General features: G+C 42.0%; 23 protein-coding genes. 2 read left to right on the top strand and 21 right to left on the bottom strand.

Annotated features, from left to right (window positions below):
- Window positions 1-141: 141 nt before the first annotated feature.
- Both htpG and CSD97_RS09765 read right to left on the bottom strand, forming a co-directional pair.
- Window positions 142-2,190, bottom strand: coding sequence for a molecular chaperone HtpG (htpG, locus tag CSD97_RS09770; protein WP_005837191.1), 2,049 nt, complete (start codon window positions 2,188-2,190; stop codon window positions 142-144).
- A 111-nt stretch (window positions 2,191-2,301) separates the two neighbouring features.
- Window positions 2,302-4,830, bottom strand: a complete 2,529-nt coding sequence (locus tag CSD97_RS09765; protein WP_005837192.1) for an ATP-dependent Clp protease ATP-binding subunit — start codon at window positions 4,828-4,830, stop codon at window positions 2,302-2,304.
- Between the two features lie 301 nt (window positions 4,831-5,131).
- On the opposite strand from CSD97_RS09765, the gene gyrA reads away from it, so the two are divergent.
- Window positions 5,132-7,660 (top strand): DNA gyrase subunit A, encoded by a 2,529-nt coding sequence (gyrA, locus tag CSD97_RS09760; RefSeq protein WP_016273790.1) that lies wholly within the window; start codon window positions 5,132-5,134, stop codon window positions 7,658-7,660.
- Window positions 7,661-7,690: 30 nt separating this feature from the next.
- Window positions 7,691-8,932: a tetratricopeptide repeat protein gene (locus CSD97_RS09755; protein WP_005837195.1), complete on the top strand. Its 1,242-nt coding sequence runs from the start codon at window positions 7,691-7,693 to the stop codon at window positions 8,930-8,932.
- Window positions 8,933-9,119: 187 nt separating this feature from the next.
- Here CSD97_RS09755 and CSD97_RS09750 read toward each other — a convergent pair whose 3' ends face one another.
- The 19 genes from CSD97_RS09750 to tsaD form a co-directional block, all read right to left on the bottom strand.
- On the bottom strand, window positions 9,120-10,250 hold the full coding sequence (locus CSD97_RS09750; RefSeq protein WP_098032334.1) for a universal stress protein: 1,131 nt from the start codon (window positions 10,248-10,250) through the stop codon (window positions 9,120-9,122).
- Window positions 10,251-10,330: 80 nt separating this feature from the next.
- A complete protein-coding gene (locus CSD97_RS09745; RefSeq protein ID WP_085929906.1) occupies window positions 10,331-10,606 on the bottom strand; it encodes a DNA-binding protein in 276 nt (91 codons plus the stop codon).
- 249 nt (window positions 10,607-10,855) lie between these two features.
- The gene (locus CSD97_RS09740; RefSeq protein WP_022402395.1) at window positions 10,856-11,701 is read right to left on the bottom strand and encodes a tetratricopeptide repeat protein; all 846 of its coding nucleotides are present in this window, start codon (window positions 11,699-11,701) and stop codon (window positions 10,856-10,858) included.
- A gap of 10 nt (window positions 11,702-11,711) precedes the next feature.
- Window positions 11,712-13,556 (bottom strand): BatD family protein, encoded by a 1,845-nt coding sequence (locus CSD97_RS09735; RefSeq protein ID WP_005837196.1) that lies wholly within the window; start codon window positions 13,554-13,556, stop codon window positions 11,712-11,714.
- A 21-nt stretch (window positions 13,557-13,577) separates the two neighbouring features.
- Complete coding sequence (locus tag CSD97_RS09730; protein ID WP_044468212.1) at window positions 13,578-14,288, bottom strand: tetratricopeptide repeat protein; 711 nt, start codon at window positions 14,286-14,288, stop codon at window positions 13,578-13,580.
- Window positions 14,285-15,313 (bottom strand): VWA domain-containing protein, encoded by a 1,029-nt coding sequence (locus CSD97_RS09725; protein WP_022402392.1) that lies wholly within the window; start codon window positions 15,311-15,313, stop codon window positions 14,285-14,287. Before CSD97_RS09725 ends, CSD97_RS09730 begins: the two co-directional genes overlap by 4 nt.
- A gap of 80 nt (window positions 15,314-15,393) precedes the next feature.
- Window positions 15,394-16,377, bottom strand: coding sequence for a VWA domain-containing protein (locus CSD97_RS09720; RefSeq protein WP_005827750.1), 984 nt, complete (start codon window positions 16,375-16,377; stop codon window positions 15,394-15,396).
- 95 nt (window positions 16,378-16,472) lie between these two features.
- Complete coding sequence (locus CSD97_RS09715; RefSeq protein ID WP_016273797.1) at window positions 16,473-17,552, bottom strand: hypothetical protein; 1,080 nt, start codon at window positions 17,550-17,552, stop codon at window positions 16,473-16,475.
- 7 nt (window positions 17,553-17,559) lie between these two features.
- On the bottom strand, window positions 17,560-18,429 hold the full coding sequence (locus tag CSD97_RS09710) for a DUF58 domain-containing protein (protein ID WP_005827747.1): 870 nt from the start codon (window positions 18,427-18,429) through the stop codon (window positions 17,560-17,562).
- A 168-nt stretch (window positions 18,430-18,597) separates the two neighbouring features.
- Window positions 18,598-19,593, bottom strand: coding sequence for a MoxR family ATPase (locus CSD97_RS09705; RefSeq protein WP_005827745.1), 996 nt, complete (start codon window positions 19,591-19,593; stop codon window positions 18,598-18,600).
- Window positions 19,594-19,786: 193 nt separating this feature from the next.
- On the bottom strand, window positions 19,787-20,968 hold the full coding sequence (locus CSD97_RS09700) for an HU family DNA-binding protein (protein ID WP_005837202.1): 1,182 nt from the start codon (window positions 20,966-20,968) through the stop codon (window positions 19,787-19,789).
- 26 nt (window positions 20,969-20,994) lie between these two features.
- On the bottom strand, window positions 20,995-21,267 hold the full coding sequence (locus tag CSD97_RS09695) for an HU family DNA-binding protein (RefSeq protein WP_005827742.1): 273 nt from the start codon (window positions 21,265-21,267) through the stop codon (window positions 20,995-20,997).
- Between the two features lie 78 nt (window positions 21,268-21,345).
- Window positions 21,346-22,644, bottom strand: coding sequence for a 30S ribosomal protein S12 methylthiotransferase RimO (gene rimO / locus CSD97_RS09690; protein ID WP_009038370.1), 1,299 nt, complete (start codon window positions 22,642-22,644; stop codon window positions 21,346-21,348).
- The gene (gene ftsY, locus CSD97_RS09685; protein ID WP_005827738.1) at window positions 22,641-23,600 is read right to left on the bottom strand and encodes a signal recognition particle-docking protein FtsY; all 960 of its coding nucleotides are present in this window, start codon (window positions 23,598-23,600) and stop codon (window positions 22,641-22,643) included. The genes rimO and ftsY overlap by 4 nt, the downstream gene beginning before the upstream one ends.
- A gap of 250 nt (window positions 23,601-23,850) precedes the next feature.
- The gene (locus CSD97_RS09680) at window positions 23,851-24,009 is read right to left on the bottom strand and encodes a DUF4295 domain-containing protein (protein WP_005827735.1); all 159 of its coding nucleotides are present in this window, start codon (window positions 24,007-24,009) and stop codon (window positions 23,851-23,853) included.
- Window positions 24,010-24,023: 14 nt separating this feature from the next.
- Window positions 24,024-24,212 (bottom strand): 50S ribosomal protein L33, encoded by a 189-nt coding sequence (rpmG, locus tag CSD97_RS09675; protein WP_002560155.1) that lies wholly within the window; start codon window positions 24,210-24,212, stop codon window positions 24,024-24,026.
- Window positions 24,213-24,232: 20 nt separating this feature from the next.
- On the bottom strand, window positions 24,233-24,493 hold the full coding sequence (gene rpmB, locus CSD97_RS09670) for a 50S ribosomal protein L28 (RefSeq protein ID WP_004291052.1): 261 nt from the start codon (window positions 24,491-24,493) through the stop codon (window positions 24,233-24,235).
- 121 nt (window positions 24,494-24,614) lie between these two features.
- The gene (locus tag CSD97_RS09665; RefSeq protein WP_008664496.1) at window positions 24,615-25,082 is read right to left on the bottom strand and encodes a CinA family protein; all 468 of its coding nucleotides are present in this window, start codon (window positions 25,080-25,082) and stop codon (window positions 24,615-24,617) included.
- 13 nt (window positions 25,083-25,095) lie between these two features.
- Window positions 25,096-26,118: a tRNA (adenosine(37)-N6)-threonylcarbamoyltransferase complex transferase subunit TsaD gene (tsaD, locus tag CSD97_RS09660; protein ID WP_005827731.1), complete on the bottom strand. Its 1,023-nt coding sequence runs from the start codon at window positions 26,116-26,118 to the stop codon at window positions 25,096-25,098.
- Window positions 26,119-26,291: the final 173 nt, after the last annotated feature.

Below are 26,291 nucleotides of genomic sequence, written 5' to 3'. Positions count from 1 at the left end.
AATATAAACAATAGTTTCTAAAAATGCCGTATTCAACGAAGAAAATCACACCCTAATTGGTGAAAATGAATAAAAAAAGGGTATTGCGACTCCGAAGAATCACAATACCCTTGCATATATTAAATGCAAATTTAAAGGGGCTTATTTTATCAGGTCAATGCTTCTCTTGACAAAGTTGTTCAAAGCTTCACCTTTCAACATACCATTCTGCAGCAGTGCCAAATCTATCAGTTGACGGACAACCTTATTCTTGGCAGCATAATCGGCGAAGATGCCTTCTTTCTGTGTTTTCAGTTCGTCCCACTTCTTATCCAGCTCATTCACTTTATCCTTTTCGGCAGTCGGTATATCCTCATCTTTCTTGCCTTCCTGCTTCTTTTTCAGGTCAGTACGCTGCTTGTTCACTTCATCCATCTCTGCCTGAACCGGAGCAACGGCAGCAGCACATTCCTTATCTTCATCTGCCAGAACTTCTTTTACCAGCTTATGGTCTGAATTCAATACCAGGTTAAACATATCCGGCATTTCGCCATAGAAGCTCATTCCAGCCTGGATATTCGCCATTTCCTTCATACGGCGCATGTACTCGCTCTGAGTTATCATGATAGGAGTGGCATTTTCGCCCAAAGCCTGCGCCGTGATGTTGAACTCCGTCTTATCCATCTTGGGCAACTGGCTCTTGAAGATGGAAGAAAGAACTTCCTGCTTGCCGGCTTCCAACGCTTCATTCTTCTTGTCTTCCTTGACAATCAGATTATCAATAATATCGCTGTCTACACGAGTGAAGCGAACCTTTTCGAACTTCTGTTCCAACATGCTCACCACCGCAATGTCCAGCTGTCCATCCATCAACAGCACATTGTATCCTTTATTCGTAGCGGCCTCTATGTAGCTGTATTGTTCATCTTTATTGTTGGCATACAGATAAATCAGATTTCCATCCTTATCCGTCTGGTTATCTTTAATCAACGTCTTATACTCTTCGAAAGTATAATATTTGCTGTCTGTATCGGTGAAAAGGGCAAAATCCTTGGCTCTATCATAGAAATCTTCCTGCGTAAGCATTCCGTAGTTGATGAAGATTTTCAAGTCATTCCACTTTTCCTCAAACTGTTTACGGTCATTCTTGAAGATAGACTGCAAACGGTCTGACACCTTCTTCGTGATATATGTAGAAATCTTCTTCACGTTGGCATCGCTCTGCAAATAAGAACGGGAAACGTTCAATGGAATGTCCGGTGAATCGAGCACACCATGCAGCAGGGTCAAGAAGTCGGGAACAATACCTTCCACCGAATCCGTCACATATACCTGGTTGCAATAGAGCTGAATCTTATTCTTGTTCAACTCGATGTTGCTCTTCACTTTGGGGAAGTACAGAATACCGGTAAGGTGGAACGGATAATCCACATTCAGATGAATCCAGAATAAAGGTTCGTCGGACATAGGATAAAGGTCACGGTAGAACTTCTTATAATCTTCATCTTTCAATTCGCTGGGTTTCAGCGTCCACAACGGGTTGGAATCATTGATGATATTATCCTCGGCAGTTTCAACCTGCTTGCCGTCTTTCCATTCTTTCTTCTTGCCGAATGCAACCGGGATAGGGAGGAAGCTGCAATACTTCTTCAACAAAGAGGAAATGCGCGCTTCTTCAAGGAATTCCTTGCAGTCATCGTCTATGTAAAGAACGATATCCGTACCACGTTCTGCCTTATCAGTGTCTTCAATCGTAAACTCCGGACTGCCATCGCATGTCCACTTTACAGCCTGGGCGCCTTCCCGATAGGATTTAGTGATGATTTCGACTTTCTTGGCAACCATAAAAGCCGAATAGAAACCCAATCCAAAATGGCCGATGATGGCGTTGGCATCGTTTTTATATTTCTCAAGGAAGTCATTGGCGCCAGAGAAAGCTATCTGGTTAATATACTTGTCTATTTCTTCAGCCGTAAGACCTATACCATGGTCGGACACCGTAATGGTATCTTTTCCCAGCGAGACATGTACGGTTAAATCGCCAACTTCACCCTTGAACTCACCGATAGAGGAGAGTGTTTTCAGCTTCTGTGTAGCATCAACCGCGTTAGAAACCAACTCACGGAGAAAAATTTCATGATCACTATACAAGAACTTTTTAATGACGGGGAAGATATTCTCAGTAGTTACCCCAATATTACCTTTTTGCATACTACATTTATATTTTTTAGATTTATATTTTTAATTATTCCGGCAGATATAGCACAAAAAAAATGCCAGCCCATAAGGACTGACATTTTGACGGTTTTTATAAAGAACAGCTTATGCCTTCCTGATGCTCAGCTCGTCTTTTTCTTTGTCTACTGATACGTTTACCGTATCACCCGGCTGTAACTCCTCCGCCACTATCAGCTCGGAAAGTCCATCCTCCAAGTGGTTCTGAATGGCGCGCTTCAATGGGCGCGCACCAAACTGTACATCGTACCCTTTCGAAGCAAGGAATGTCTTTGCATCATCCTCCACAACCAGCTTGTAACCAATTGCTTCAACCCGTTCGTACAAACCTTTCAGCTCAATGTCCACAATCTTTGTGATGGCCTCCAAAGAGAGCTGGTCGAAAGTAATGATTTCATCCAAACGATTCAAGAATTCGGGAGCAAAGGTCTTGTTCAGAGCCTTTTGTATCACGCTGCGCGAATGTTCATTGTCATCCGTGCGGTTTTGCGCCGCAAAACCTACGCCACGGCCAAATTCCTTCAACTGCCGCGTACCGATATTGGAGGTCATAATGATAACCGTATTCTTGAAATCGATGGTTCTGCCATAATTGTCAGTCAAACGGCCTTCATCCAGTACCTGAAGCAAGATGTTGAACACGTCCGGATGGGCTTTCTCAATCTCATCCAGCAAGACAATGGAATACGGCTTGCGACGCACCTTTTCAGTCAACTGGCCGCCTTCCTCATAGCCCACATATCCCGGAGCGGCACCAATCATACGAGATACGGTGTATTTCTCCATATACTCGCTCATATCGATACGTATCAAGGCATCGGCAGAGCCAAACATATATTTTGCCAATTGCTTTGCCAAATGCGTCTTACCCACACCAGTAGGGCCAAGGAACATAAAGGTTCCGATGGGATGGTTCGGGTCTTTCAACCCTACACGGCTACGCAAGATTGCTTTGGTAAGTTTCTCTATCGCAGCATCTTGAGCTATCACCTTCGCCTGTAGTTCTTCCTTCATTCCGGCCAGTTTAAGTCCTTCTGCCTGCGCCATGCGCTGTACGGGTACACCGGACATCATTGAAATAACATTGGCTATTTCCTCTTCACCTACCGTTTGGCGGTCATCCTTCAAACGGGCTTCCCACTCAACCTTCATCTCCTCCAAGCGGACAGAAAGTTCCTTCTCACGGTCGCGGTAGCTGGCAGCCAGCTCAAAATTCTGTGACTTTACAGCTTCAGCCTTCAGGCTACGTGCCTCTTCAATCAGCTTTTCCTGTTCCTCAATTTCTTTCGGAACATTAATATTCGTCAAATGCACACGCGAACCCGCCTCGTCCAAAGCATCAATAGCTTTATCCGGGAAGTTGCGGTCGGTTATATAGCGTGCTGACAACTTGACACATGCTTCCAGGGCTTCATCCGTGTAGCTCACGTTATGATGGTCTTCATACTTCTCCTTGATATTCTTCAATATCTGAAGCGTTTCTTCAGCTGTGGTAGGCTCTACAATCACCTTTTGGAAACGACGTTCCAAAGCACCGTCTTTCTCGATATTCTTTCTGTATTCATCGAGAGTGGTAGCTCCAATACACTGGATTTCACCACGCGCTAAAGCTGGTTTCAGCATATTGGCAGCATCCATGGAACCGGCAGCAGCACCGGCACCTACAATCGTATGGATTTCATCGATGAAAAGGATGACATTCGGATTTTTCTGCAACTCGTTGATGATAGAGCGGATACGTTCCTCAAACTGACCACGGTATTTTGTTCCCGCCACCACAGAGGCCATATCAAGCATCACCACGCGCTTTTCAAACAAAATGCGCGAAACTTTCTTTTGCACAATACGCAATGCCAAACCCTCTACGATGGCAGATTTTCCGACTCCAGGTTCACCGATAAGCACTGGATTGTTCTTCTTACGGCGGCTCAAGATTTGCGCCAGACGTTCAATCTCGCGTTCGCGACCCACAACCGGGTCCAGCTTGCCTTCTTCGGCAGCCCGCGTCATGTCTACGCCGAAATTGTCCAGCACAGGAGTATCATTGGACGGCTTTCTGGATGCAGCCTGTGCAGCCGAAGCCGAACCAGCCCCCCCAGTACGGGAGGAGCGGGACATATTCATATCTTCTTCATCCTCTTCATCATCCTCGGTGAATCCCATTCCCGCATTCGGATTGGTCGATTTCATCGAAAGCTGTTCAAATACAGCCTGATAATCCACCCGGTGTTCTTCCAAAACAGTTGCAGCAAGATTGTCGCCATCTTTCAAAATAGCCAGCAATACATGTTCCGTATCGGCAGTTGCACTTTTCAGCAAACGCGCTTCAAGCATACACATCTTCAATATCTTAGCCGTCATCGGGGACAAGGGCACTTCAGCGTCCGGCAAGAGAGTATCGTCCTCGGCATCCTTTAGGAAACCCTCCAGACGACTTTTTACTCGTTTTAAATCTATATCAAGTTTCAACAATATTTCAATAGCTTTTCCTCCGCCATCACGCAGCATGCCGAGCAGAAGGTGTTCCGGACCAATATAGCGATTTCTCAATCGATTGGCTTCTTCCTTGCTATAAGTAATTATGTCTGAAACTCTTTGTGAAAATTGATTGTTCATATTTTATAATTCTCCTCAATTAAAAAGGTTATCCACGACAAAGATACGCATTTATTAATTCAGCGTATCATATTTAACTGATTTAATAGTATACAAATCCCGTGCCATAAATTTCAAATCTGTTTTTCCACTTTATACCTTATATATTAATAGCAATTTGGTGAGGAATGGAGGGAGTACTTCCATATTTATGTTGCAGGCAACAAAGTTTATGGAGGAAAACTTTTGTATATCGTAAAAAAGCAGTACTTTAGCGTGGTTTTTCACGAACCCGAAAATGTATAATTAATAATCTTTTTAAATGCTTGAACAAGACAGAATTATAAAGATTAACATCGAGGAGGAAATGAAGTCATCGTACATTGACTACTCTATGTCGGTCATTGTTTCACGTGCCCTTCCGGATGTTAGAGATGGTTTTAAACCCGTTCACCGAAGAATTCTTTTCGGAATGATGGGATTAGGAAATACCTCCGACAAACCTTATAAAAAATCAGCCAGAGTTGTAGGTGAAGTATTAGGTAAATATCACCCTCATGGCGACTCGTCCGTTTACGGAGCTCTTGTACGTATGGCTCAGCCTTGGGCAATGCGTTACATGTTGGTAGATGGACAAGGTAACTACGGTTCAGTAGACGGTGACAGTGCTGCTGCCATGCGTTATACAGAGTGTCGTTTGCGAAAAATTGGTGAAGACATGATGACAGACCTTGAGAAAGAGACTGTTGACATGCAGAACAATTTCGATGACTCTTTGCAAGAGCCTACCGTCATGCCGGCCCGTATTCCGAATCTTTTGGTAAATGGTGCATCTGGTATTGCCGTAGGTATGGCTACCAATATGCCGACCCATAATCTATCTGAGGTTATTGACGCTTGTATTGCATACATCGAAAACAATGACATCGATATAGAAGAGCTGATGACGTATGTCAAAGCTCCTGATTTCCCGACCGGAGGCTATATATACGGTATGAGCGGTGTTCGCGAAGCCTATCTCACGGGACGCGGACGTGTCATAATGCGTGCTAGAGCCGAAATTGAGACTGGTTCGACGCACGATAAAATCGTTGTGACAGAAATTCCCTATGGTGTCAACAAAGCTGAATTGATTAAGAATATAGCCGATTTGGCCAACGAAAAGAAAATTGAAGGTATTGCCAATGCTAATGACGAATCCGACCGTGAAGGTATGCGTATCGTTATTGATGTAAAACGTGATGCAAATGCCAGCGTTGTACTCAACAAGCTCTACAAGATGACAATGCTGCAGACATCTTTTGGTGTGAACAATGTTGCATTGGTACATGGCCGTCCACGTCTGCTGAATCTGAAGGATTTGATAAAATACTTCGTTGAGCACAGACACGACGTAGTCATCCGCCGTACTCAGTATGATTTGCGCAAGGCCAAAGAACGTGCACATATTCTGGAAGGATTAATCATTGCATCTGATAATATCGACGAAGTAATCAAGATTATCCGTGCTGCTAAAACCCCGAATGATGCTATATCAGGTTTGATGGAGCGATTCCAACTCAGTGAAATTCAGTCACGTGCCATTGTTGAAATGCGTTTGCGTCAGCTCACAGGATTGATGCAAGACCAGCTGCACGCCGAATATGAGGAAATTCAGAAGCAGATTGCTTATTTGGAAGAAATCCTTGTCAATGACGAACTCTGCCGCAAAGTCATTAAAGATGAACTGATTGAAGTAAAAGAGAAGTATGGTGACGAACGTCGCTCGGAAATTGTCTATTCATCAGAAGAATTCAATCCGGAAGACTTCTATGCAGATGATGAAATGATTATCACCATCTCGCACATGGGATACATCAAACGCACACCGCTGAGCGAATTCCGTGCGCAAAACCGTGGTGGGGTAGGCTCCAAAGGTACCGAAACCCGCGATGCAGACTTTGTAGAGCATATTTATCCTGCAACCATGCATAATACCATGATGTTCTTTACACAGAAAGGTAAGTGTTACTGGCTGAAGGTATACGAAATCCCCGAAGGTACTAAGAATTCGAAAGGTCGTGCCATCCAGAATTTGTTGAATATCGACTCTGACGATGCTGTAAACGCCTATTTGCGCGTGAAGAACTTGAACGACCAAGAATTTATCAACAGCCATTATGTATTGTTCTGTACTAAGAATGGTGTCATTAAGAAAACATTGCTTGAGCAGTATTCACGTCCTCGCCAAAATGGTGTAAATGCTATCACTATCCGTGAAGACGACCGTGTAATCGAAGTGCGTATGACAAACGGCGACAATGAAATCATCATTGCCAACCGTAACGGACGTGCCATTCGTTTCCATGAAAGTGCTGTGCGCGTTATGGGACGTACTGCCACCGGTGTACGTGGTATGACATTGGATGAAGACGGTCAAGACGAAGTAGTAGGTATGATATGCATCAAAGATCCTGAAGCGGAAACAATTATGGTTGTATCGGAACAAGGATATGGCAAACGTTCGGATATTGAAGATTATCGCAAGACCAATCGTGGAGGTAAAGGTGTGAAAACAATGAATATCACCGATAAAACGGGTAAATTAGTAACTATCAAGTCTGTTACAGATGAAAATGACTTGATGATTATTAATAAATCCGGTATTACCATCCGTCTGAAAGTCGCCGATGTTCGTATCATGGGACGTGCTACACAAGGTGTGCGTCTAATCAACCTTGAGAAACGTAATGACGAAATCGGCTCTGTATGTAAAGTCACTTCAGAAAATGAAGAGGAACTTATAGAGGAGGGGGAAGAAAATACCCTTGAAAGCCCTCAGAACGAGGTAAACAATGAAAATGAAGAATAGACATAATATTAATTTAAATTTTCTACAATCATGAAAAGAGTATTATTTTCAATGGTTTTACTACTTGTCGCAAGCTTTACTTTCGCCCAAGAAAAGAACGTAAAAGAGGCTAAAAGTATTGCTAACGGAGTAAATCCTGACTTTGCCAAAGCAGAGGAACTGATAAATCAGGCTTTAACCAATCCCGAAACAAAGGACAATGCCGAAACGTGGGATGTAGCAGGTCTTATCCAAAGAAAAAGAAGTGAGAAAGAAATGGAAAATGCCTATCTGAGAAAACCTTATGACACTCTTCAGGTATATAATAGCGCATTGAACATGTGTAAATTCTACTTCAAATGTGACGAATTGGCACAAATTCCCAATGAAAAGGGCAAAATCAAGAATAAATATAGAAAATCTAATTCTGCTACAATTTTAGCAGAACGCGGTAATCTGATCAATGGCGGTATCCAATTCTTTAATTTGGCCTCACAGAAAGAAGGCGATGCAGCCAATGAAGACAATAAAAAAGCATTAGATTTCTTTGCAACATACATTGATATTGCTATCAACCCGATGTTTGAAAAGGAAAATCTATTACAAACAGATACTGTATTACCCCAAATAGCATATTATGCAAGTTTAGCAGCTGCTAAGATGGAAGATTATCCTAGTATTTTGAAGTATGCTCCTTATGCGCAAGATGATAAAGAAGTTGGGAAATACGCAATGGAATTTATCTCTACTGCATTGAAAGCTGAAGGTGATACTGTTAAATGGATTGCTTCTTTAAAAGAAGGTATCCAGAAATATCCTGAACATTCATTCTTCTTCGGTCATTTGATTGATTATTATAGCAATAACAACAAATATGACGAAGCTATGCAGTTTGCTGATGATATGTTGGCTAAAGATCCTAACAATACATTCTATTTGTATGTAAAAGGCTACCTTTATCACAATATGAAGGACTATGATAAAGCTATTGAATTCTATAAAAAAACTATAGAAGTAGATCCTAATTATGCAGAAGCATACTCTAATTTAGGCTTAATTTACTGCTTACAAGCACAAGATTTCTCAGAAAAAGCAACTACAGATATTAATGATCCGAAGTATAAAGAAGACCAGGCTACTCTGAAGACTTTCTATGAAAAGGCAAAACCTTATTATGAAAAGGCAAGAGAACTGAAACCTGATCAAAAAGATTTGTGGTTAAATGGTCTGTATAGAGTGTATTATAATTTGCAAATGGGCCCTGAATTCGAAGAAATTGAAAAGTTGATGTAATACTTTCATAATAATAAAAGCCTAATTAAATTATTAATTAGGCTTTTATTATTGTTATATCATTAAGTAAAGAATGTTATTTCTTAAGTGAGGGAGAGAAGAAATTAAAATTAGATTAAATTATTCCAGCGCTATATTAAACATAATACTGATATTGAACAGAAACCATATTATCCATATTCAACACCTAATTCGGTCTTCCATAAATTACCAACAATGGTGTATCAGAATGGAAAATCATCTTTCTGGCAATGCCAGGGTTAAATAAGCGCGAAAATATATTTCTTTTATAAGAAGTTAATGTTATAATATCAATATGATTACTCTTGATATAACTGTCTAAACTACTAAGCAGATTATCGTTCTTTACCACATCATAGTGTATTTCCAATTGTGGATATTGTTTTTGAAAATATTCCTTAATACCAGCCAGTTTTATTTCATTCCATGTATTCTGAACATCTGAAAGATGTATCAGAGACACTGAAAACTTAAATGATTTCAGATTATTTATTAGTGAATCAAAAGCTATTAAATCACGTTGATCAAAATTAGTAATGAATGCAATACGCTTAGCCTCAGAAAATTGCTTGAATGGAGTATTTTCAGGAATGGCCAATACCGGTACACGGCTACGTTCAATCACTTCAGCCGTTACACTACCGATCAAATCAATATCCTTCTGACTTTTACCACGAGTTCCCATTATGATAATGCGTGGTCGATATTCCTTGGTATAGCGGAGTACCTCTTCTTCAGGAATACCTTCACGCAAGACACAAGTATATTTAATATCTGGAAACTCGCCGGAAGCTACCTTCTCTTTTACTTTATTAGATAATGCATTCAAATCAGCATGAACTTTTTGTAAGATACTCCTTACATTCTCCTCATCACTTAGCTGATAGTTAAATACGTCTCCGTATGGCAAAGAAGTTGCATATATAGGAGTAAAATAAACATGTAGCAAAACAACTTCTGCACCTATATTCTGAGCGAAATTGAAACCGAACTCGCAAGCCTTCAAAGAATAATTGGAAAAATCCACTGGAATCAGCACTTTATTACTAACCTTCTCCAGTTTAGGTGACTTCCCCCCCACTACCTCTTCAGATAACCACGCAGAGCTTTCAGTAATTTTCAGAGCATGAGGTAAGTCACTCTCCTTAATACGTACACGTACGCCAGAAGAAACAACCGGTTGTATCTGGTTTACATTGTGAATATAAGTCTCAATACCTTCATTTTCAAGAACATTTTTCAATATTTGAGCTTTCGCGTACGTTAAGATTGCCAAAGTAACTAATTTATCTTCCATATATCATTGATTTTGAGATTAAAACAAACAAGAAATCCCAATTGTTGTCAGCAATTGGGATTCTATCTAACTTTCTCTTCTTAAGCTCGAACAGCTTCTTCAGTCTTACCTGCCATTTCATCTAAAATTTTTAAAGCTCGCTCTAAAACAGTAGTATCATCAATCATAACCAATCCACCATCTGGTCCAGGTTCCAAGTGAATCCCAACACTTTTCCCCTCCTTAAAATTGTGTCCACCGAAAAAATTTCTTACAGTGTCAACATTCAGTCCAAGTTCATCGGCTATTCTATGCATACTACCACTAGGCAATGAGTCTTTAATCTTACGTAATTCATTAAATGTTATTGTTCTCATATTCATAAATTTAATGGTTAATACTCTGTACTTTTTATTATCACGCTATAAACTTAAGGAAAAAAAAGGATAAAACAAACTATTTCTTTATCTTTTTTCAAAAAGAATATTGCCTCTCCAAAAAATAATCATTTTCAAGTATGCAGAATTATAAGTACAGAGAAAAAGCTCCTAAAAATAGACAGAAACAGCTCGTATAAAGCAGAATTATCGGGTTTATACGAGCTGTTTTTAGAATACAGGGAAAATTTAAATACCTTCTATGGCAGAAGCTGGAACCCACCCTACTTTACCATCTTCCAAACGAATTTCTTTCCATTCACGCATAGAGTTGTCTTTTATCTCAACTTTACGTCCCTCATGAAGAATGAACAGACTTGTACCACTTTCACTGGGAGTACTACGCACTGTGACACTAGGTGCCAACACTATAGCTTCGTTACGTTCCATCAGTTCGCCTTTTTGCTGAGCAGCAAACACATTACTCAATATAACAAGAACCAGGAATACTATTCCTGCAATAAATCCCACTTTCTTTCCCGTAATCTGTTTTGAAAAGAAAAAGAGATAGAACGAAACGAGTAATAGTACAAAGAACACAATCCCCAACTTAGCCCATGCGTCTACGCTAAGACAATTAATCAACGATTTAGTCCAAGATACAAAGAAAACCTCAGGAATTGGGATTACCTTATCGATTGTCTTAGAACGTGCTATCTCCAAATTTGCACGAATATCAGCATTACCAGGTTCCAACAACAAGGCACGCTCATAATTCAATATAGCTCTTGCTATATCATCTGCCTTATAATAACTGTTGCCAAGATTATAATAGACCTCTGCAGCCTCTCCCTTCTTTAACAGATTCTCATATATTTGAATGGCAGAAGCATAATCATTCCGTATATAAGCGCTGTCACCTTCAGCCTTTGTCACATTGCTTTCTTGCCTTGCAGCAGAGAATTCCGCATGTGAACCGACGGATGTAGAGTCACTAGCAGTCTGTAATGTATCTACAGATGCAGAATTCTGCCCATAGGCAGTAATTGCCATCACTAGACTAAGAGTAAAAAACAATATTTTATTCATTACCATTTCCTCCTGATTAATGTTTTATCGAGTTTTCCATTTTACTGATAACTTCCAAAGAAGCTGAATATACCTTATCCATAGCCTGGTTATCATCACCCGGAGCAAAGCGGGCAAACTCACAGTTATTCAATGCATCGAGGAATTCCTTTATCAACGCATCATTCACACCATAATTACGAAGTTCCTCTTCGATATTATCCTTAGACAAACGGGATACCGGAATGTTCAGTTTATCACTGATATACCCCCAAAGAGCCTTCAAAACCTCATCATAAAACGCATCTTTCTTATTCTCAGCCAATAATTTACCAGCTTGTTTCATACGTTTCACCGCCACTTTATTGGCTTTCTTGGTACGCATCTTTGCTACATTTGCATTGGCTGCTATTTGCTTACGATAGATGATAAAGAATGTAATGAATGCAATACCCGGTATCAAATAAAGCAACCAATACGTCAACGAACCGAAGAAGAAATCACCTTTGGGAGACAAAGTAACATTATTCTGCTTGATAAAACGAATATCCTCGTTCAATACTTTCAACTCTTCCTTGCTTGTAAAGTTTGCAATAGTCTGAGCAGCATTGCCTGCTCCCTTTTCCACATGCAATTCATACTCTTCCGTAGTCAACGTTTTATACGAACGGGAATTAATATCAAAATAACTGAACTTTACGGCAGGAATCTTATAAGTTCCCGCATTACGAGGAATTGCCAGATACTCAATGACCTTGCTACCGGAGAGGCCCGAATTTGTCAGACGGAATTTATTGTCCACCTTCGGATCATATACTTCAAAATCCTCGGGGAATTTAACTTCCGGATTAGAGAGCAATTTCAGATTACCGGTACCAGAAATGACAAGTTTGACAGTAACAGCATCATTGGTCTTGACATTTGTACTATTGATAGAAGAAGTTATATTGAACTCTCCCACTCCTCCCGAAAAATCGGCTGGCTTACCTGCCGGCAAGGGCTTTACGTCAATTGTCAGTTGCGGAGTCAAAATTGTCTTTTTAACTTCTACGTAATTGCTTCCTCCATTGAAAAATGCCTCGAACGGATCAGCAACTTGTGTAGCCTTTGCAATGGAAGCATCAAAGCGTGCTGCATCAATTGTCAGCTTACCGGCTTGTTGCGGGAACAACACAAACTGACGATAGATTGTAGACTGATAATTTCTACCTTTATAATGCTCCAATCCCCATCTTCTGTCATTAGGCAATTCTACTTCCTGAGAATGGAATCCTTTGAAGTCGGGCAATTTCACATTATCAAACATACGTAAGTCCACCAAGGTATATATCTTGTATGTCAGCAGAAAAGCCTCTTGTTCATACACCGTCATCTTACTGGCAGTAGCTGTAATAAACAAATCACTATTCGATACAGATGTCCCGGAAGAAGCGCGGCTGGCAGTGCCCTCACTCTGTTTGCCACCATTTCCAGAAGCTCCATTAGCAGCCTGATCTGCCGGAAGAACCCTTACTTGTACAGAATTCGAAACCATTTGGTTACCATCAGCAGTGATAGTGGCTCCTGGAATAGTAAAATCACCTTCTGCAGTCGCCATTAAAATATAAGTGAACGTAATACTGCTGGTTGAAGTCGTCTGCCCATTAATCATCTGCACGCTACTCTGTTGCGAGCGGCTAGGCCCCATCAACACATCAAATCCCTTCATAGAAGGAGCACGAAAATCCCTTACCTTTTGTGTAGTCACCGTATACGACAGTCTGAACTGGTCTCCTACCGCCACAGCGTCAGGAGCGGACGCAGTAAACGATACCTTGCCATCGGCAAAGGCATTCATACTGACTGCAATCAGTGCTATCCATAAGAAAACTATTTTTCTCATATATTATTCCTATTATGTTTGTTACCAATCTTTTTCCAGACGACCTCCTTGAAGTACCTGCTGCTTTTTCACTTTATCCTGCACATCCTTCTCGTCTTGCATGACAGAGTTCAATAGCTGCTCGGCATTTTCCTTAGACATCTCATTATCTTTCTTTTCCGGCTGAGAAGGTTGTTGTTGCTGGTCTTGATTCTGTTGCTGGTCTTTCTGCTGATCCTGCTGTTTATCCTGCTCCTTCTGTTGGTCCTGTTTATCCTGATCTTGATTCTGATCCTGGTTCTGCTGCTGGTCTTGCAACTGTTTCTGTGCCAAAGCAAGGTTATAGCGCGTTTCATCATCTTTCGGATTATTGCGTAACGACTCCTTATAGGCTTCTACCGCCTTTGCATAATCCTTCTGAGAATGAAAGATGACTCCCATATTATGATAAATCTGTGCTAAGTTCGATTTGTCCTTTTCTATCTTGGTAGCTCCCACATATTGCTCCATCGCTTCCTGCAGCTTGTTCTGCTGGGTCAATGTATTTCCCAGGTTGAACATGGAAACCGTTGACTTCGGGTTTACCTCCAAAGCCTTCCGATAGTTCACTTCTGCATCCACATATACGCTATCCTTAAAAAAACGGTTTCCCTTACGGATATAATCGCGTTCCGCCTTCTGTGCAGAAGCTGAAGCTGCCACTAACAGCAGCAAAACTATTCCAATATATTTTTTCTGTAACATACGCATCATTTCTTATTAGAGAATAAATGAATGTTGCGGAACAGAGGATTCTTGCGCTCCAATATCAACATCTCAGTCAGTAACAACAGCAGAATAATCCATGCCACTGCCTGAAACTGTTCATTGAATTCCGTGTACACCTGTGTTTCCACATCTGCCTTTGCCATCTTGTTGATTTCCTGACTAATCGCTTTCTGTGCACCATTGGTATTGTCTACGCGCACATAAATACCATTTCCTGCCTGAGCAATTTCCTGACACATCTGCTCATTCAAGCGAGTAACGATTACATTACCTTCACGGTCACGACGATAATCATTAGTACCCTCTATTGGAATGGGGGCACCCTCAGGCATACCTACCCCTAATACATTGACCTGGATACCTTTCTCAGCAGCAGCCTTAGCAGCTTCTACGGCACCACCTTCATGGTTTTCACCGTCGGTGATGACAATAACAGTACGTCCCACTCCTTCTTGAGGTGTAAAACTCCGGGCAGCCAGATTTATTGCAGCTCCAATTGCCGTACCTTGCTTGGAAATCAGCGAAGGATCGATGGACTCCAAAAACATCTTGGCAGAAATATAATCACTCGTAATAGGCAACTGGGTAAATGCGTCACCTGCAAAAACAATCATACCGACCTTGTCATTCTGCATCTTATCTACCAACTGCGCCACCAGCCGTTTTGCCTTCTGCAAGCGGCTTGGCTGTACGTCTTGTGCCAGCATGGAATTGGATATATCCAACGCAATCATCACTTCCACTCCCTGGCGTTTTACCGTCTCCAGTTTGGAACCAAACTGCGGACGTGCCAGCAGTACCGTGAACAACCCGATAGCCGCAAAAACCAACCAAAACTTCACATCCGGACGGTATTTGGAAACATCCGGCATTAGCTGTGCCATCAGTATAGGGTCACCAAATTTACGAATGGCTTTCCTCCTCCGATAATTGGAGTACAAGTAGAAGGCCGCCAATAAAGGCAGCAGCAGCAACAAGTACAAATATGCAGGTTCTTCAAATCGAAACATCTTTTTATTTACAATTTAGCAATTTACAATTTACAATTTGGCTACGCAATGACTGATACACTAAAAGACATTCTCCGTTTTTACGGTATCTTCTTCAATATAGAGTTGCGTAACAGTACCTCCAGTAATACACACAAGAAAGCAGCCAACGCAAACCAGCGGTACTCTTCCTGGCGCTTGCTGTATTCTTTTACATTCAATTTTGTTTTCTCCAGCTTGTCTATCTCCTCGTACACTTCCTTCAACTTCGAGTTGCTGGTGGCACGGAAATAGTTACCTTCCGTTGTTCCGGCAATCTGTGTCAAAGTCTTTTCATCAATTTCGACGGGCATATTGACATATTGCACTGTTCCGCCTACCGGATAAGGATAAGGAGCCATACCATTGGTTCCTACCCCAATAGTATAAACGCGAATGCCAAAACTCTTGGCTATTTCAGCAGCCGTCAAAGGAGAAATATCACCTTTATTATTGACACCGTCCGTCAGCAGAATAATGACTTTCGACTTTGCCTTGCTATCCTTCAAACGGGTAACGGCATTGGCAATACCCATACCGATTGCCGTTCCGTCTTCAATCAGCCCACACTTCATATCTTTAAGCAAGTTCAACAATACGGCATGGTCTACTGTCAACGGACATTGCGTAAAGCTTTCTCCAGCAAACAAAGTTATACCTATATTGTCATTCGGACGTCCGTTAATAAACTCTGCCGCCACATCCTTCGCCGCTTCCAACCGGTTAGGTTTCAGGTCTTCGGCCAGCATACTGGTAGAAACGTCCATAGCAAGCATGATATCAATACCCTCAATCTCACTGTTCTGCCAGCTATCGGTGGTTTGCGGACGTGCCAAAACAAGAATAATCAGTATCAAGGCAATTATCCGCAATACAAACGGTACATGCAACAAATAGTTCTTATAGCTTTTAGGGGTATGGGCATACACACGGGCATCCGAAATCTGAAGCGTAGCTTCACTATTCTTCCGCTTCATAATATACCATACTATATAAGGTATAAGCAACAGCAGCAAAAATAAATATTCAATATTGGCAAAAACCATATTTATGTACGATTTAACGATTTACAATTCAGCTTCGCTCCAAACATCCCTCACTTTTCACTCATGTATATCCGATTGAAGTCACTTTTCCTGTATTAAGCAAAATAATTATACAACTCCAATCCGATATATATCAATGAACTGACAAGGGCTACAGCCAACACTACAATACCCGTTCCCAGCAAAATCTTGGTACGCAAAGAACGTTTCTCGATAATGGTAATCTCCGTAGGCTGCGGCTTGGCATTCTCCTCTTCTTTCTCCTTGGTTTCATTAATAAAGTCAATGGCATTAATCAGGTTAGCGTCATTTTCGTTCATCAATGGATTATGCTTGGCAAATTTCACCAAATCAGCAGTCTGGAACAATTCACGCAAATCCGATATTGCTTCCTTATCTTTCATTTCCAGCAACTTATCTATGATTTCCGTAGAAGTCATTTCCAAAGCATTGAAACCAAAACGGTCTTTTATATATGTACGAAGAGCATCGGTCAATTCCGTATAATATTCCTTCGGTTCCCCTTTCTGCCATACCTTCTCATTCTTGATACGTTCTATCTCCTGCATAGCCAACTGATGGGGAGGCAGCTTAGGTTCTACCTTCACCTTACGGATAATAGGCTTATTGTCGAAGAAGCGCATTATCAGATAGACAAGTAATATCCCTATCGGGATAATCAGCGCACCACAAGCCATAAGACCATACCAGTCTTCCCAGGCAAAAGGCGCTTGCATCACTGTTTTGGGACCGAAGAACTGTTCCGGATTCTCCGGGTCTAACGGGACATTCACCGAATATACTTTCAAGGCCAACGCTTTGGAGCGATACTTCTCATTATCCACCGTCACTTCCATAGGCGGCAGATAATAAAGAGCCGAGTCGAAAGAGGTAACTGTATACTCTTGAGTTATCAATGCACGCCGGCCATCATTCAGCAGTTGCGTATCAGGCTTGGCCACATCAATAATTTCAACCCCATTCACCAGCGTATCGGTATATACCGGGAATATGGCACGCTTATCGGCATCCAGAGATACTTGAAGCTTTATCTTTGCCTGCTCTCCAATAAGAATCTGCAAAGAGTCAATCGTAGCATCTACCGTTACCGACTGGGCTACTACCCTTCCCGACCATGCTATCAATAACGCTATCAGAAATAAATATCTTTTCATTTTCCGATTAATTTCGTTTCGCAAACAAATTCATCAATGCCTTGACATAATCCTGGTCGGTACGTACCGACACATTGTCGACATTACTCTTGGTAAACGTTTCATTCAATTCCGCCTGCTTGTTCACCCACCAATCATGATGGGCACGGCGCACGGCACGCGAGGAGGTGTCAATCCACTGCTCATGTCCCGTCTCGGCATCCCTAATCTTCATCAGTCCCACGGGTGGCAATTCTTCCACACGACGGTCGTACACCTGAACGGCAACCAGGTCATGCTTACGATTGGCAATGGTCATGGCGTTCTTGAAACTTTCCTGGTCGATGAAGTCGGACAAGACAAATGCCGTGCAACGGCGTTTCATCACATTCGTCAGATATTCCAATCCCAAACGGATGTTCGTCCTCCGGCTTTCCGCATGAAAATCTATCAGTTCGCGGATGATGTAAAGTATATGCTTACGTCCCTTCTTGGGCGGAATAAACTTCTCAATCCGGTCCGAAAAGAAGATGACACCAATCTTGTCATTATTCTGAATGGCAGAGAATGCCAGTGTAGCGGCAATTTCCGTCACCATATCCTTCTTCATCTGCTTTACCGTACCGAACTCCAAACTACCGGAAACATCTACCAACAACATCACTGTCAATTCGCGCTCCTCCTCAAACACCTTGACGTAAGGCTTGTTGAAGCGGGCGGTCACATTCCAGTCAATGTCGCGTATGTCATCGCCAAACTGATACTCGCGCACCTCGGAGAATGCCATACCTCTACCCTTGAAGGCAGAGTGATACTGCCCGGCAAAGATATTGTTGGACAATCCGCGCGTCTTTATCTCAATCTGACGGACTTTCTTCAAAAGTTCTGTTGTTTCCATTGATTTATTTTAATAATCTCATTTAAGCACACAAGCGCAATTTAGTTTATAACAGAAACTTCCCTATGAAAAGGGGTGAGGTTTTCGGTACTCAACCCTAAGGTTTACGACGCTAAACCTCAGGTATAGGATTGTAAACCTCAAGTTTACGAAAACCTCTATTATGCGTTAGGGCACTTCAACCTTGTTCAGTATCTTGCTGACGATTTCATCAGATGTCATATTGCTGGCTTCCGCCTCGTAAGTCAAGCCGATACGGTGGCGAAGTACGTCGTGTGCCACAGCGCGCACATCCTCCGGAATGACATAACCGCGACGCTTGATGAACGCGTAGCTACGAGCAGCCAAGGCCAAGTTGATGGAAGCACGGGGCGAACCGCCGAAACCAATCATGTCTTTCAGTTCTTTTAAATCATATTTTTCCGGATAACGGGTAGCAAATACAATATCAACAATATATTTTTCTATTTTCTCATCCAGATACACCTGGCGAACCACTTTACGAGCCTCAATAATTTCGTCTGCCTTCAAAATGGGCTTCACTTCAAATTTATCACCATTGATATTCTGACGGATAATCAGTTTCTCCTCTTCCAGCTTCGGATAGTCTATTACGACTTTCAGCATGAAACGGTCCACTTGCGCTTCGGGCAGCGGATAAGTACCTTCCTGCTCGATAGGATTCTGTGTGGCAAGCACCAGGAATGGTTTGGGCAACCCGAAAGTTTCATTGCCGATAGTAACTTGACGTTCCTGCATGGCTTCCAGCAAAGCACTCTGTACTTTGGCCGGAGCACGGTTGATTTCATCGGCCAAAACAAAGTTTGCGAAGACCGGACCTTTTTTTACTTGGAACGTTTCATCCTTCTGGCTGTAAACCATTGTACCTATTACGTCGGCAGGCAACAAGTCAGGCGTAAACTGAATGCGGCTGTATTGCGCATCAATCAACGAAGCAAGCGTCTTGATAGCTAAAGTCTTTGCCAAACCGGGCACACCTTCCAACAACACATGTCCATCGGACAACAAACCAATTAACAACGACTCTACCAGATGCTTTTGTCCTACAATGACCTGGTCCATACCTGTGGTAAGATTGGTAACGAAAGCACTTTGTCTTTCAATCCGCTCATTCAGTTCGCGGATGTCAATTGTTTCAGCCATAAATCAATCTATTTTTTAATGTTTAATTTCTTCATTTATCCGGTTTTGAACCGGCAATTATTTTTTTCGCTCCCAAAAGTACGGGAATAAATTAACCATACCAACTAATTTTTATTAAAAAACTATGCGAAACCTTTTAGATTAAACTACTTTCATAGAGTTTAGTATTTAACAAAAAAGAAGCAGTAATTTTTTACTGCTTCTTGGCTAATTTCGGTATCTTGATAGTGGTACCATAAGGTACATTATCCGGATTCTTGATTACGCCGGGATTATGCTTCACGATATAAGGCCAAAGAGCTTTTGTCCCATAAAAACGAAGCGCTACCCTAGTCAGCGTTTCCCCTTCCTTGATGGTATAAGTGGTTTCTGTTCCCACAATCGTATACCCCACAGAATCCGGTTCAAACGGTGCAACTGTCTTTTTCTGCTCTTTTTTAGGAGCGGGAGACTGTGCCTGTACATTTTCCTTTGGAGTTGTTGTAAGCGCAGGAGTTGTTGTAGCAACAGTTTCTGCCACAGTATCTGTCCGGGCAGGAACTACAACATCTTTTGAAACAATGCTGTCTGTCAAGGCAATATTGTCTTGACCGGCAGGGACATCCACCTTTTCAGTAACAGATTCCTTCACATCCGAGTCTGCAACCTCTTCTACAAGAGGCTTTGCAGTAAGTTTGTCAAGCAAGTCCGGATAATACATGAAAGCTACGGCACCACCACACAACAACACTACAAATACAACGATGCCTATAAAATATTTCATAGTCGAAGAATCTGCCGTATCTTTTATCACTGGCTCAGACGGTTCCGGTTCAACAGCAACTATATTTTCAGGCATTGCTTCAGGTTCAGTTTTTTCCGGTTTCTCCTCTTCAACTTCCGGTTCGGGCTCAACTAACGGCTCTTCGACTACAGTTTCCACCAAAGGTTCTTCTATCGTGGCTTCTTCCACTAAGGCAACCTTCTCCTCCACCTCTTGTTCCGGAGTTTTGATTTCAGTATCTTCATCATCTTCACTGTCATTTTCCTGCAGGGTGTCCTCAAGCACCGTAGCGTCATTCAAAACTACAGTTTCAAAATGCGAAAATGGTCTATTGATAATATCTTTCAAAGCCGGTTCCGGTGTAAACGACACTTTTGTATGCCCTTGTATCTCAAACCTTTCCCCCGTATTCACATTAACGCTTTCACGACTCCCGACATCTATCAGCTTGAAAGTCCCCAAACCTCGTATCTTCACATATTTGTCCTTCTCCAAAGACTCCTCAATCAGCTGGAAGAATTCTTTCACAAAACTATCCGCATTCTTCTTGCTCATGCCATGCCTTTCAGCCAGCGTGTCAATCAGGTCTTGTATGTTCAGTTTCTCATTCATAATACGGGAGATTTTTTAAAAGCCGGTTACTTAAACTTATCCTTTAACAATGTACTCGGCTTATAGGTCAACACCAATTTGGGAGGCACCAGCATACGTTGCTTTGTAGTCGGATTCACAGATATACGCTCTGCCTTCTTTTTCACTTCGAATGTACCGAACCCTTGTATAGAGATAATATTCCCCTCCTCCAACTGCCGTGTCATATCTGCCAGCAATGAAGCAACCAGCTCAGAAGTATCTTTCAATGTGTACCCTAACCTCCGCGACAATTCAGAAGTAAACTCTTTGTTATTCAAAATGTAAGCCTTTAAATTGAACTACGGTGCTATATTAGCAAATCTTCTTCACATATGCAAGAAGATAAGGAAAAATCTTTAAATTATTCGTCCAAAAAGGTCGAAATCATCGGAATTTACTATCTCTACGTGGTAAAAGTTACCTATATGCAACGCCCTGTCTCCACGCTCAATCAAAACCTCAGGATCCACTTCGGGAGAATCAAATTCTGTACGTCCAATATAATATTCGCCTTCCAGCCGGTCAATGATTACTTTCATCTGCCTGCCTACTTTCTCCGCACTCAACTCCCCTGAAATGCCTTGTTGAATAGACATTAACTCATCCAAGCGCGCTTGTTTCACTTCCTGGGGAATAGAATCCTCATATTCAGCAGCGGCATACGTCCCTTCTTCTTCCGAATACGCAAAAGCCCCCATTCTATCGAAACGCACTTTACGGACAAACTCTTTCAGCTCCTCAAAATCGGCTTCAGTTTCTCCTGGATGCCCCACCATCAGTGTAGTACGGAGATGAATACCGGGAACCTCCTCACGGAATTGTTCTATCAGCTTATACGTCTCATCCTTCGTCACATGGCGACGCATCTTTTGCAGCATATTGTCACTGATATGTTGCAGGGCAATATCCATATATTTGCATACATTGTCACGCTCGCGCATCACACGGAATAAATCAGTCGGAAAATGTGCCGGATAGGCATAATGCAAGCGTATCCACTCCACTCCGGGAATATCCGAAATCCGCTCAACAAGCTCGGGCAACATTTGCTTCTTATATAAATCTACTCCGTAATAGGTCAACTCCTGGGCTATAACCTGGAATTCCTTTACACCCCGTGCAACCAAATACTTCACCTCGTCAAGTATCTCCTCCATCGGGCGCGACACATGCCGTCCCGTAATGATGGGAATAGCGCAATAAGAACATTTACGGTCACACCCTTCGGATATCTTCAAATAGGCATAATGCTTGGGAGTGGTCAATGTGCGCTCTATGTGCAGCTCGTCATGATAGGCCTTTCCCAAATCCTGCAACAACTCTCTCCAATTGAATTTACCATAGAATTTATCCACCTGGGGAATTTCAACGGCCAATTCCTTCAGATAACGTTCCGAAAGGCAACCCATTACATAAAGCTTCTCCAAGTTTCCTTCCTCCTTGGCCTGCGCAAATTCCAGAATCATATTAATGGATTCCTCCTTGGCGTCACCGATGAAACCGCAAGTATTGATTACGGCAATCTGTCCCTTCGGTCTTTCCGCATCATGTGTCACATGGAATCCCACTTCCTCCAACTGACGCATCAAATGTTCCGAATCCACCAGGTTTTTAGAACATCCTAAAGTGATGATATCTATAGTCTTCCGTTTCATGCATTCTCCCCGAACAGTGAATCAACAAATTCCTTTTTACGGAACACCTGCAAATCTTCCATGCCTTCACCCAATCCAATATATTTAACCGGAATTTTAAACTGGTCTGAAATGCCGATGACTACGCCACCCTTGGCTGTTCCGTCCAACTTTGTAACAGCCATTGCCGTAACCTCCGTTGCCAGAGTGAACTGCTTGGCTTGCTCGAATGCATTCTGCCCGGTTGAGCCATCCAACACAAGCAACACCTCATTCGGAGCATCAGGGACAACCTTCTTCATCACATTCTTGATTTTCGTCAGTTCATTCATCAAACCGACTTTATTATGAAGGCGTCCTGCCGTATCTATAATTACCACATCGGCATTATTGGCAGTTGCGGAACTCAGTGTGTCAAAAGCGACAGAAGCCGGGTCAGCACCCATTTTCTGCTTCACAACAGGCACACCTACCCGTTCACCCCATATCACCAACTGCTCCACAGCAGCAGCACGGAAAGTATCGGCAGCACCCAGATAAACAGACTTTCCGGCTTTCTTGAACTGATAAGCCAGTTTGCCAATCGTAGTAGTCTTCCCTACACCATTGACGCCCACTACCATAATGACGTATGGTTTCTTCGCAATCGGTGCTTCAAAGTCATCCACATCCTCCGAATTATTCTCTGTAAGCAACGCTGCAATTTCATCACGTAAAATATGATTCAGCTCAGTGGCATTCATATATTTGTCGGCTGCTGCACGCTTTTCGATACGTTCAATAATTTTCAGTGTCGTTTCCACGCCCACATCCGAAGTTATCAACACCTCTTCCAGGTTATCCAATACTTCATCATCAACTTTTGACTTTCCTGCCACGGCACGCGCAATCTTGCCAAATACACTTTCTTTGGTCTTAGATAATCCTTTATCTAATGTTTCCTTTTTTTCCTTGGAGAAAAAACTAAAAAATCCCATACACTAATTATTTTTATGCAACCTGTTTTCGCATTCCCTGCAAAGATAGTGCAAACCGGATGCAGAATAAAATGAACCCGTTCATTTTTTATGCTGAGGTGCAGCCTATCTTCGCATTTTCAGCAAAGATATAACAAAACTGACGAATATTAAAAACTTCGTCCTCTTTTTAAAAAGAAATCCCCTTACCGGAAATACCGACAAGGGGATCTTTATAAGTCATCAGCGCTTTACAGCCACTGTATTTATCTTATTTCTTAAAGAAGTTCTGAACATCTTCATTACGGACCATCTGTTCATCAAAGATGTAAGCACCAGTCTTAGGAGACTTCACCATTTTGATAACCTTTGTATAAGAACGTCCTTCTTTGCTTCCTTCGTGCAAGGTTGCTACCGCTTTCTTTGCCATAAGTTATAGATTTATTATTTAATTTCTTTATGTACTGTCACTCTCTTCAGAATCGGGTTGTATTTCTTCAACTCCAATCTCTCTGTGGTATTCTTTCTGTTCTTCGTCGTAATATAACGAGAAGTACCCGGCATACCGCTATCCTTGTGTTCTGTGCATTCCAGAATCACCTGTACTCTGTTACCTTTTGCTTTCTTTGCCATAATCAGTATTCTCCTCTACTTTAGCCAATAACTTTAATGCTTTTCCAATCACAATAACCTTTAGCTACCGCATCTTTCAAAGCAGCGTCCAGTCCTTTCTTATTAATAATGCGCAAACCATTAGCGCAAATGCTAAGGCTGATCCAGCAATCCTGCTCTACATAGTAGAACTTCTTGTTAAACAAGTTCAAATCAAAGGTTCTCTTTGTTCTTCTCTTTGAGTGTGAAACATTGTTGCCAATCATGGCCTTCTTTCCGGTAATTTGACAAATCTTTGACATTTCTATCTTAATTTTATAGTTTTCTTTTTTGCCTATTTCAAACAGAGCGCAAAGTAAGCACTTTTATCGTTACCAAACAAGTTTTTCTTAAAATAATTCACTGTATGATAGCATTTTTTCCTCATTTCAGCTTCTCACAAAGCAACAAAAGGGCATTTTGAATTGCTTTTTCCACATTTCCCTTTCTTCCCTCGTCTCCCTCCTGCTTCATGGTAACGATTTCATTTTTATAGGCAGCGGCTATCCACACCGTACCCACCGGTTTTTCCGGAGTCCCACCTCCAGGACCTGCAATACCGGAAGTAGCCACTGCACAATCTGTTTTCAGCGTTTTCATCGCACCTTTCACCATTTCTGTAACAGTTTCGCGACTTACTGCTCCATGTTTTTCCAAAGTTTCGGCAGATACATGCAGCAAAGACATCTTTATTTCATTGGAATACGCCACTATACTACCATTAAAGTATTCCGAACTGCCGGGAACGGAAGTAATCAGAGCGGCAATCCCTCCACCCGTACAACTTTCTGCGGTGGAAAGGGACAATTTCTTTGCTTTCAGCAGCTCTCCTACCTTTTCTTCCAACTTCATACCTTATTATATATTATCCTAAAGTTACGCGTGAATAAGCAGGTGCTTCCATCGGACAAAAATCCTTATCCATATACTTGAAGTATCCGGTAATGGCAATCATGGCAGCGTTATCCGTTGTGTAGCTGAACTTCGGAATAAATATTTTCCAACCATACTTCCCGGCATGCTCACGGAAAGCATTACGCAATCCGTTATTGGCAGAAACGCCTCCTGCAACAGCCACTTCCTTTATTTTATATTGTTTGGCAGCTTTGCGCAACTTATCCATCAAGATATCTACAACGGTAGCTTCCAGTGATGCCGCCAAATCCGTCTTGTGATGTTCGATGAAATCGGGGTCGTCCTTCATCCAGTCGCGCAGAGAGTAAAGAAACGAGGTCTTAAGTCCGCTGAAACTATAATCCAACCCTGGAATATGCGGTTTGCTGAACGAGAAGGCTTTAGGATTACCTTGCCGAGCCAGTTTGTCAATAATCGGACCACCCGGATATCCCAATCCCATTACCTTCGAGCATTTGTCAATGGCTTCACCGGCGGCATCATCAATGGTCTGCCCCAAAATTTCCATATCGTTATAGGCTTTCACCAAGATAATCTGTGAGTTTCCACCGGAAACCAGCAAGCAGAGGAAAGGAAATTCCGGCTGCACATTATCTTCACCTTCTGCTTTAATGAAATGAGCTAACACATGACCAGTCAAATGATTAACATCAATCATAGGAATACCTAATGAACGGGCAAACCCTTTGGCGAAAGATACCCCCACCAACAACGACCCCATCAATCCCGGTCCACGCGTAAAGGCCACAGCACTCAATTCCTCTTTGGTTACTCCGGCGCGTTTCAATGCCTCATGCACTACCGGAACTATATTTTGTTGGTGCGCGCGGGAAGCCAGTTCAGGCACTACCCCGCCGTATGCTTCATGCACAGCTTGGCTGGCCACCACATTCGAAAGCAGATAACCATCTTTGATGACAGCTGCAGAAGTGTCATCACAAGAAGATTCTATTCCCAAGATTATTGTACTCATAATGTTTATTTACGTTTAAACGCTGCAAAAGTAGTGATAAAAGTACGATTCATAACGTATTATTTCATATTTTTGTTGGCTGATTATAAAAATTAACCGCCTATCAGAAAGCTAAAAAAAACAGTACGCTGGGTACTCGGTATTGTATTGGGATTGTATATCGGTACCATATT

This window comes from Bacteroides sp. AR29 (assembly GCF_900217715.1).
GTDB lineage: Bacteria > Bacteroidota > Bacteroidia > Bacteroidales > Bacteroidaceae > Bacteroides > Bacteroides uniformis.
Note: the sequence above shows the minus strand (reverse complement) of the source record. Positions and strands in the feature narration are given on the sequence as shown.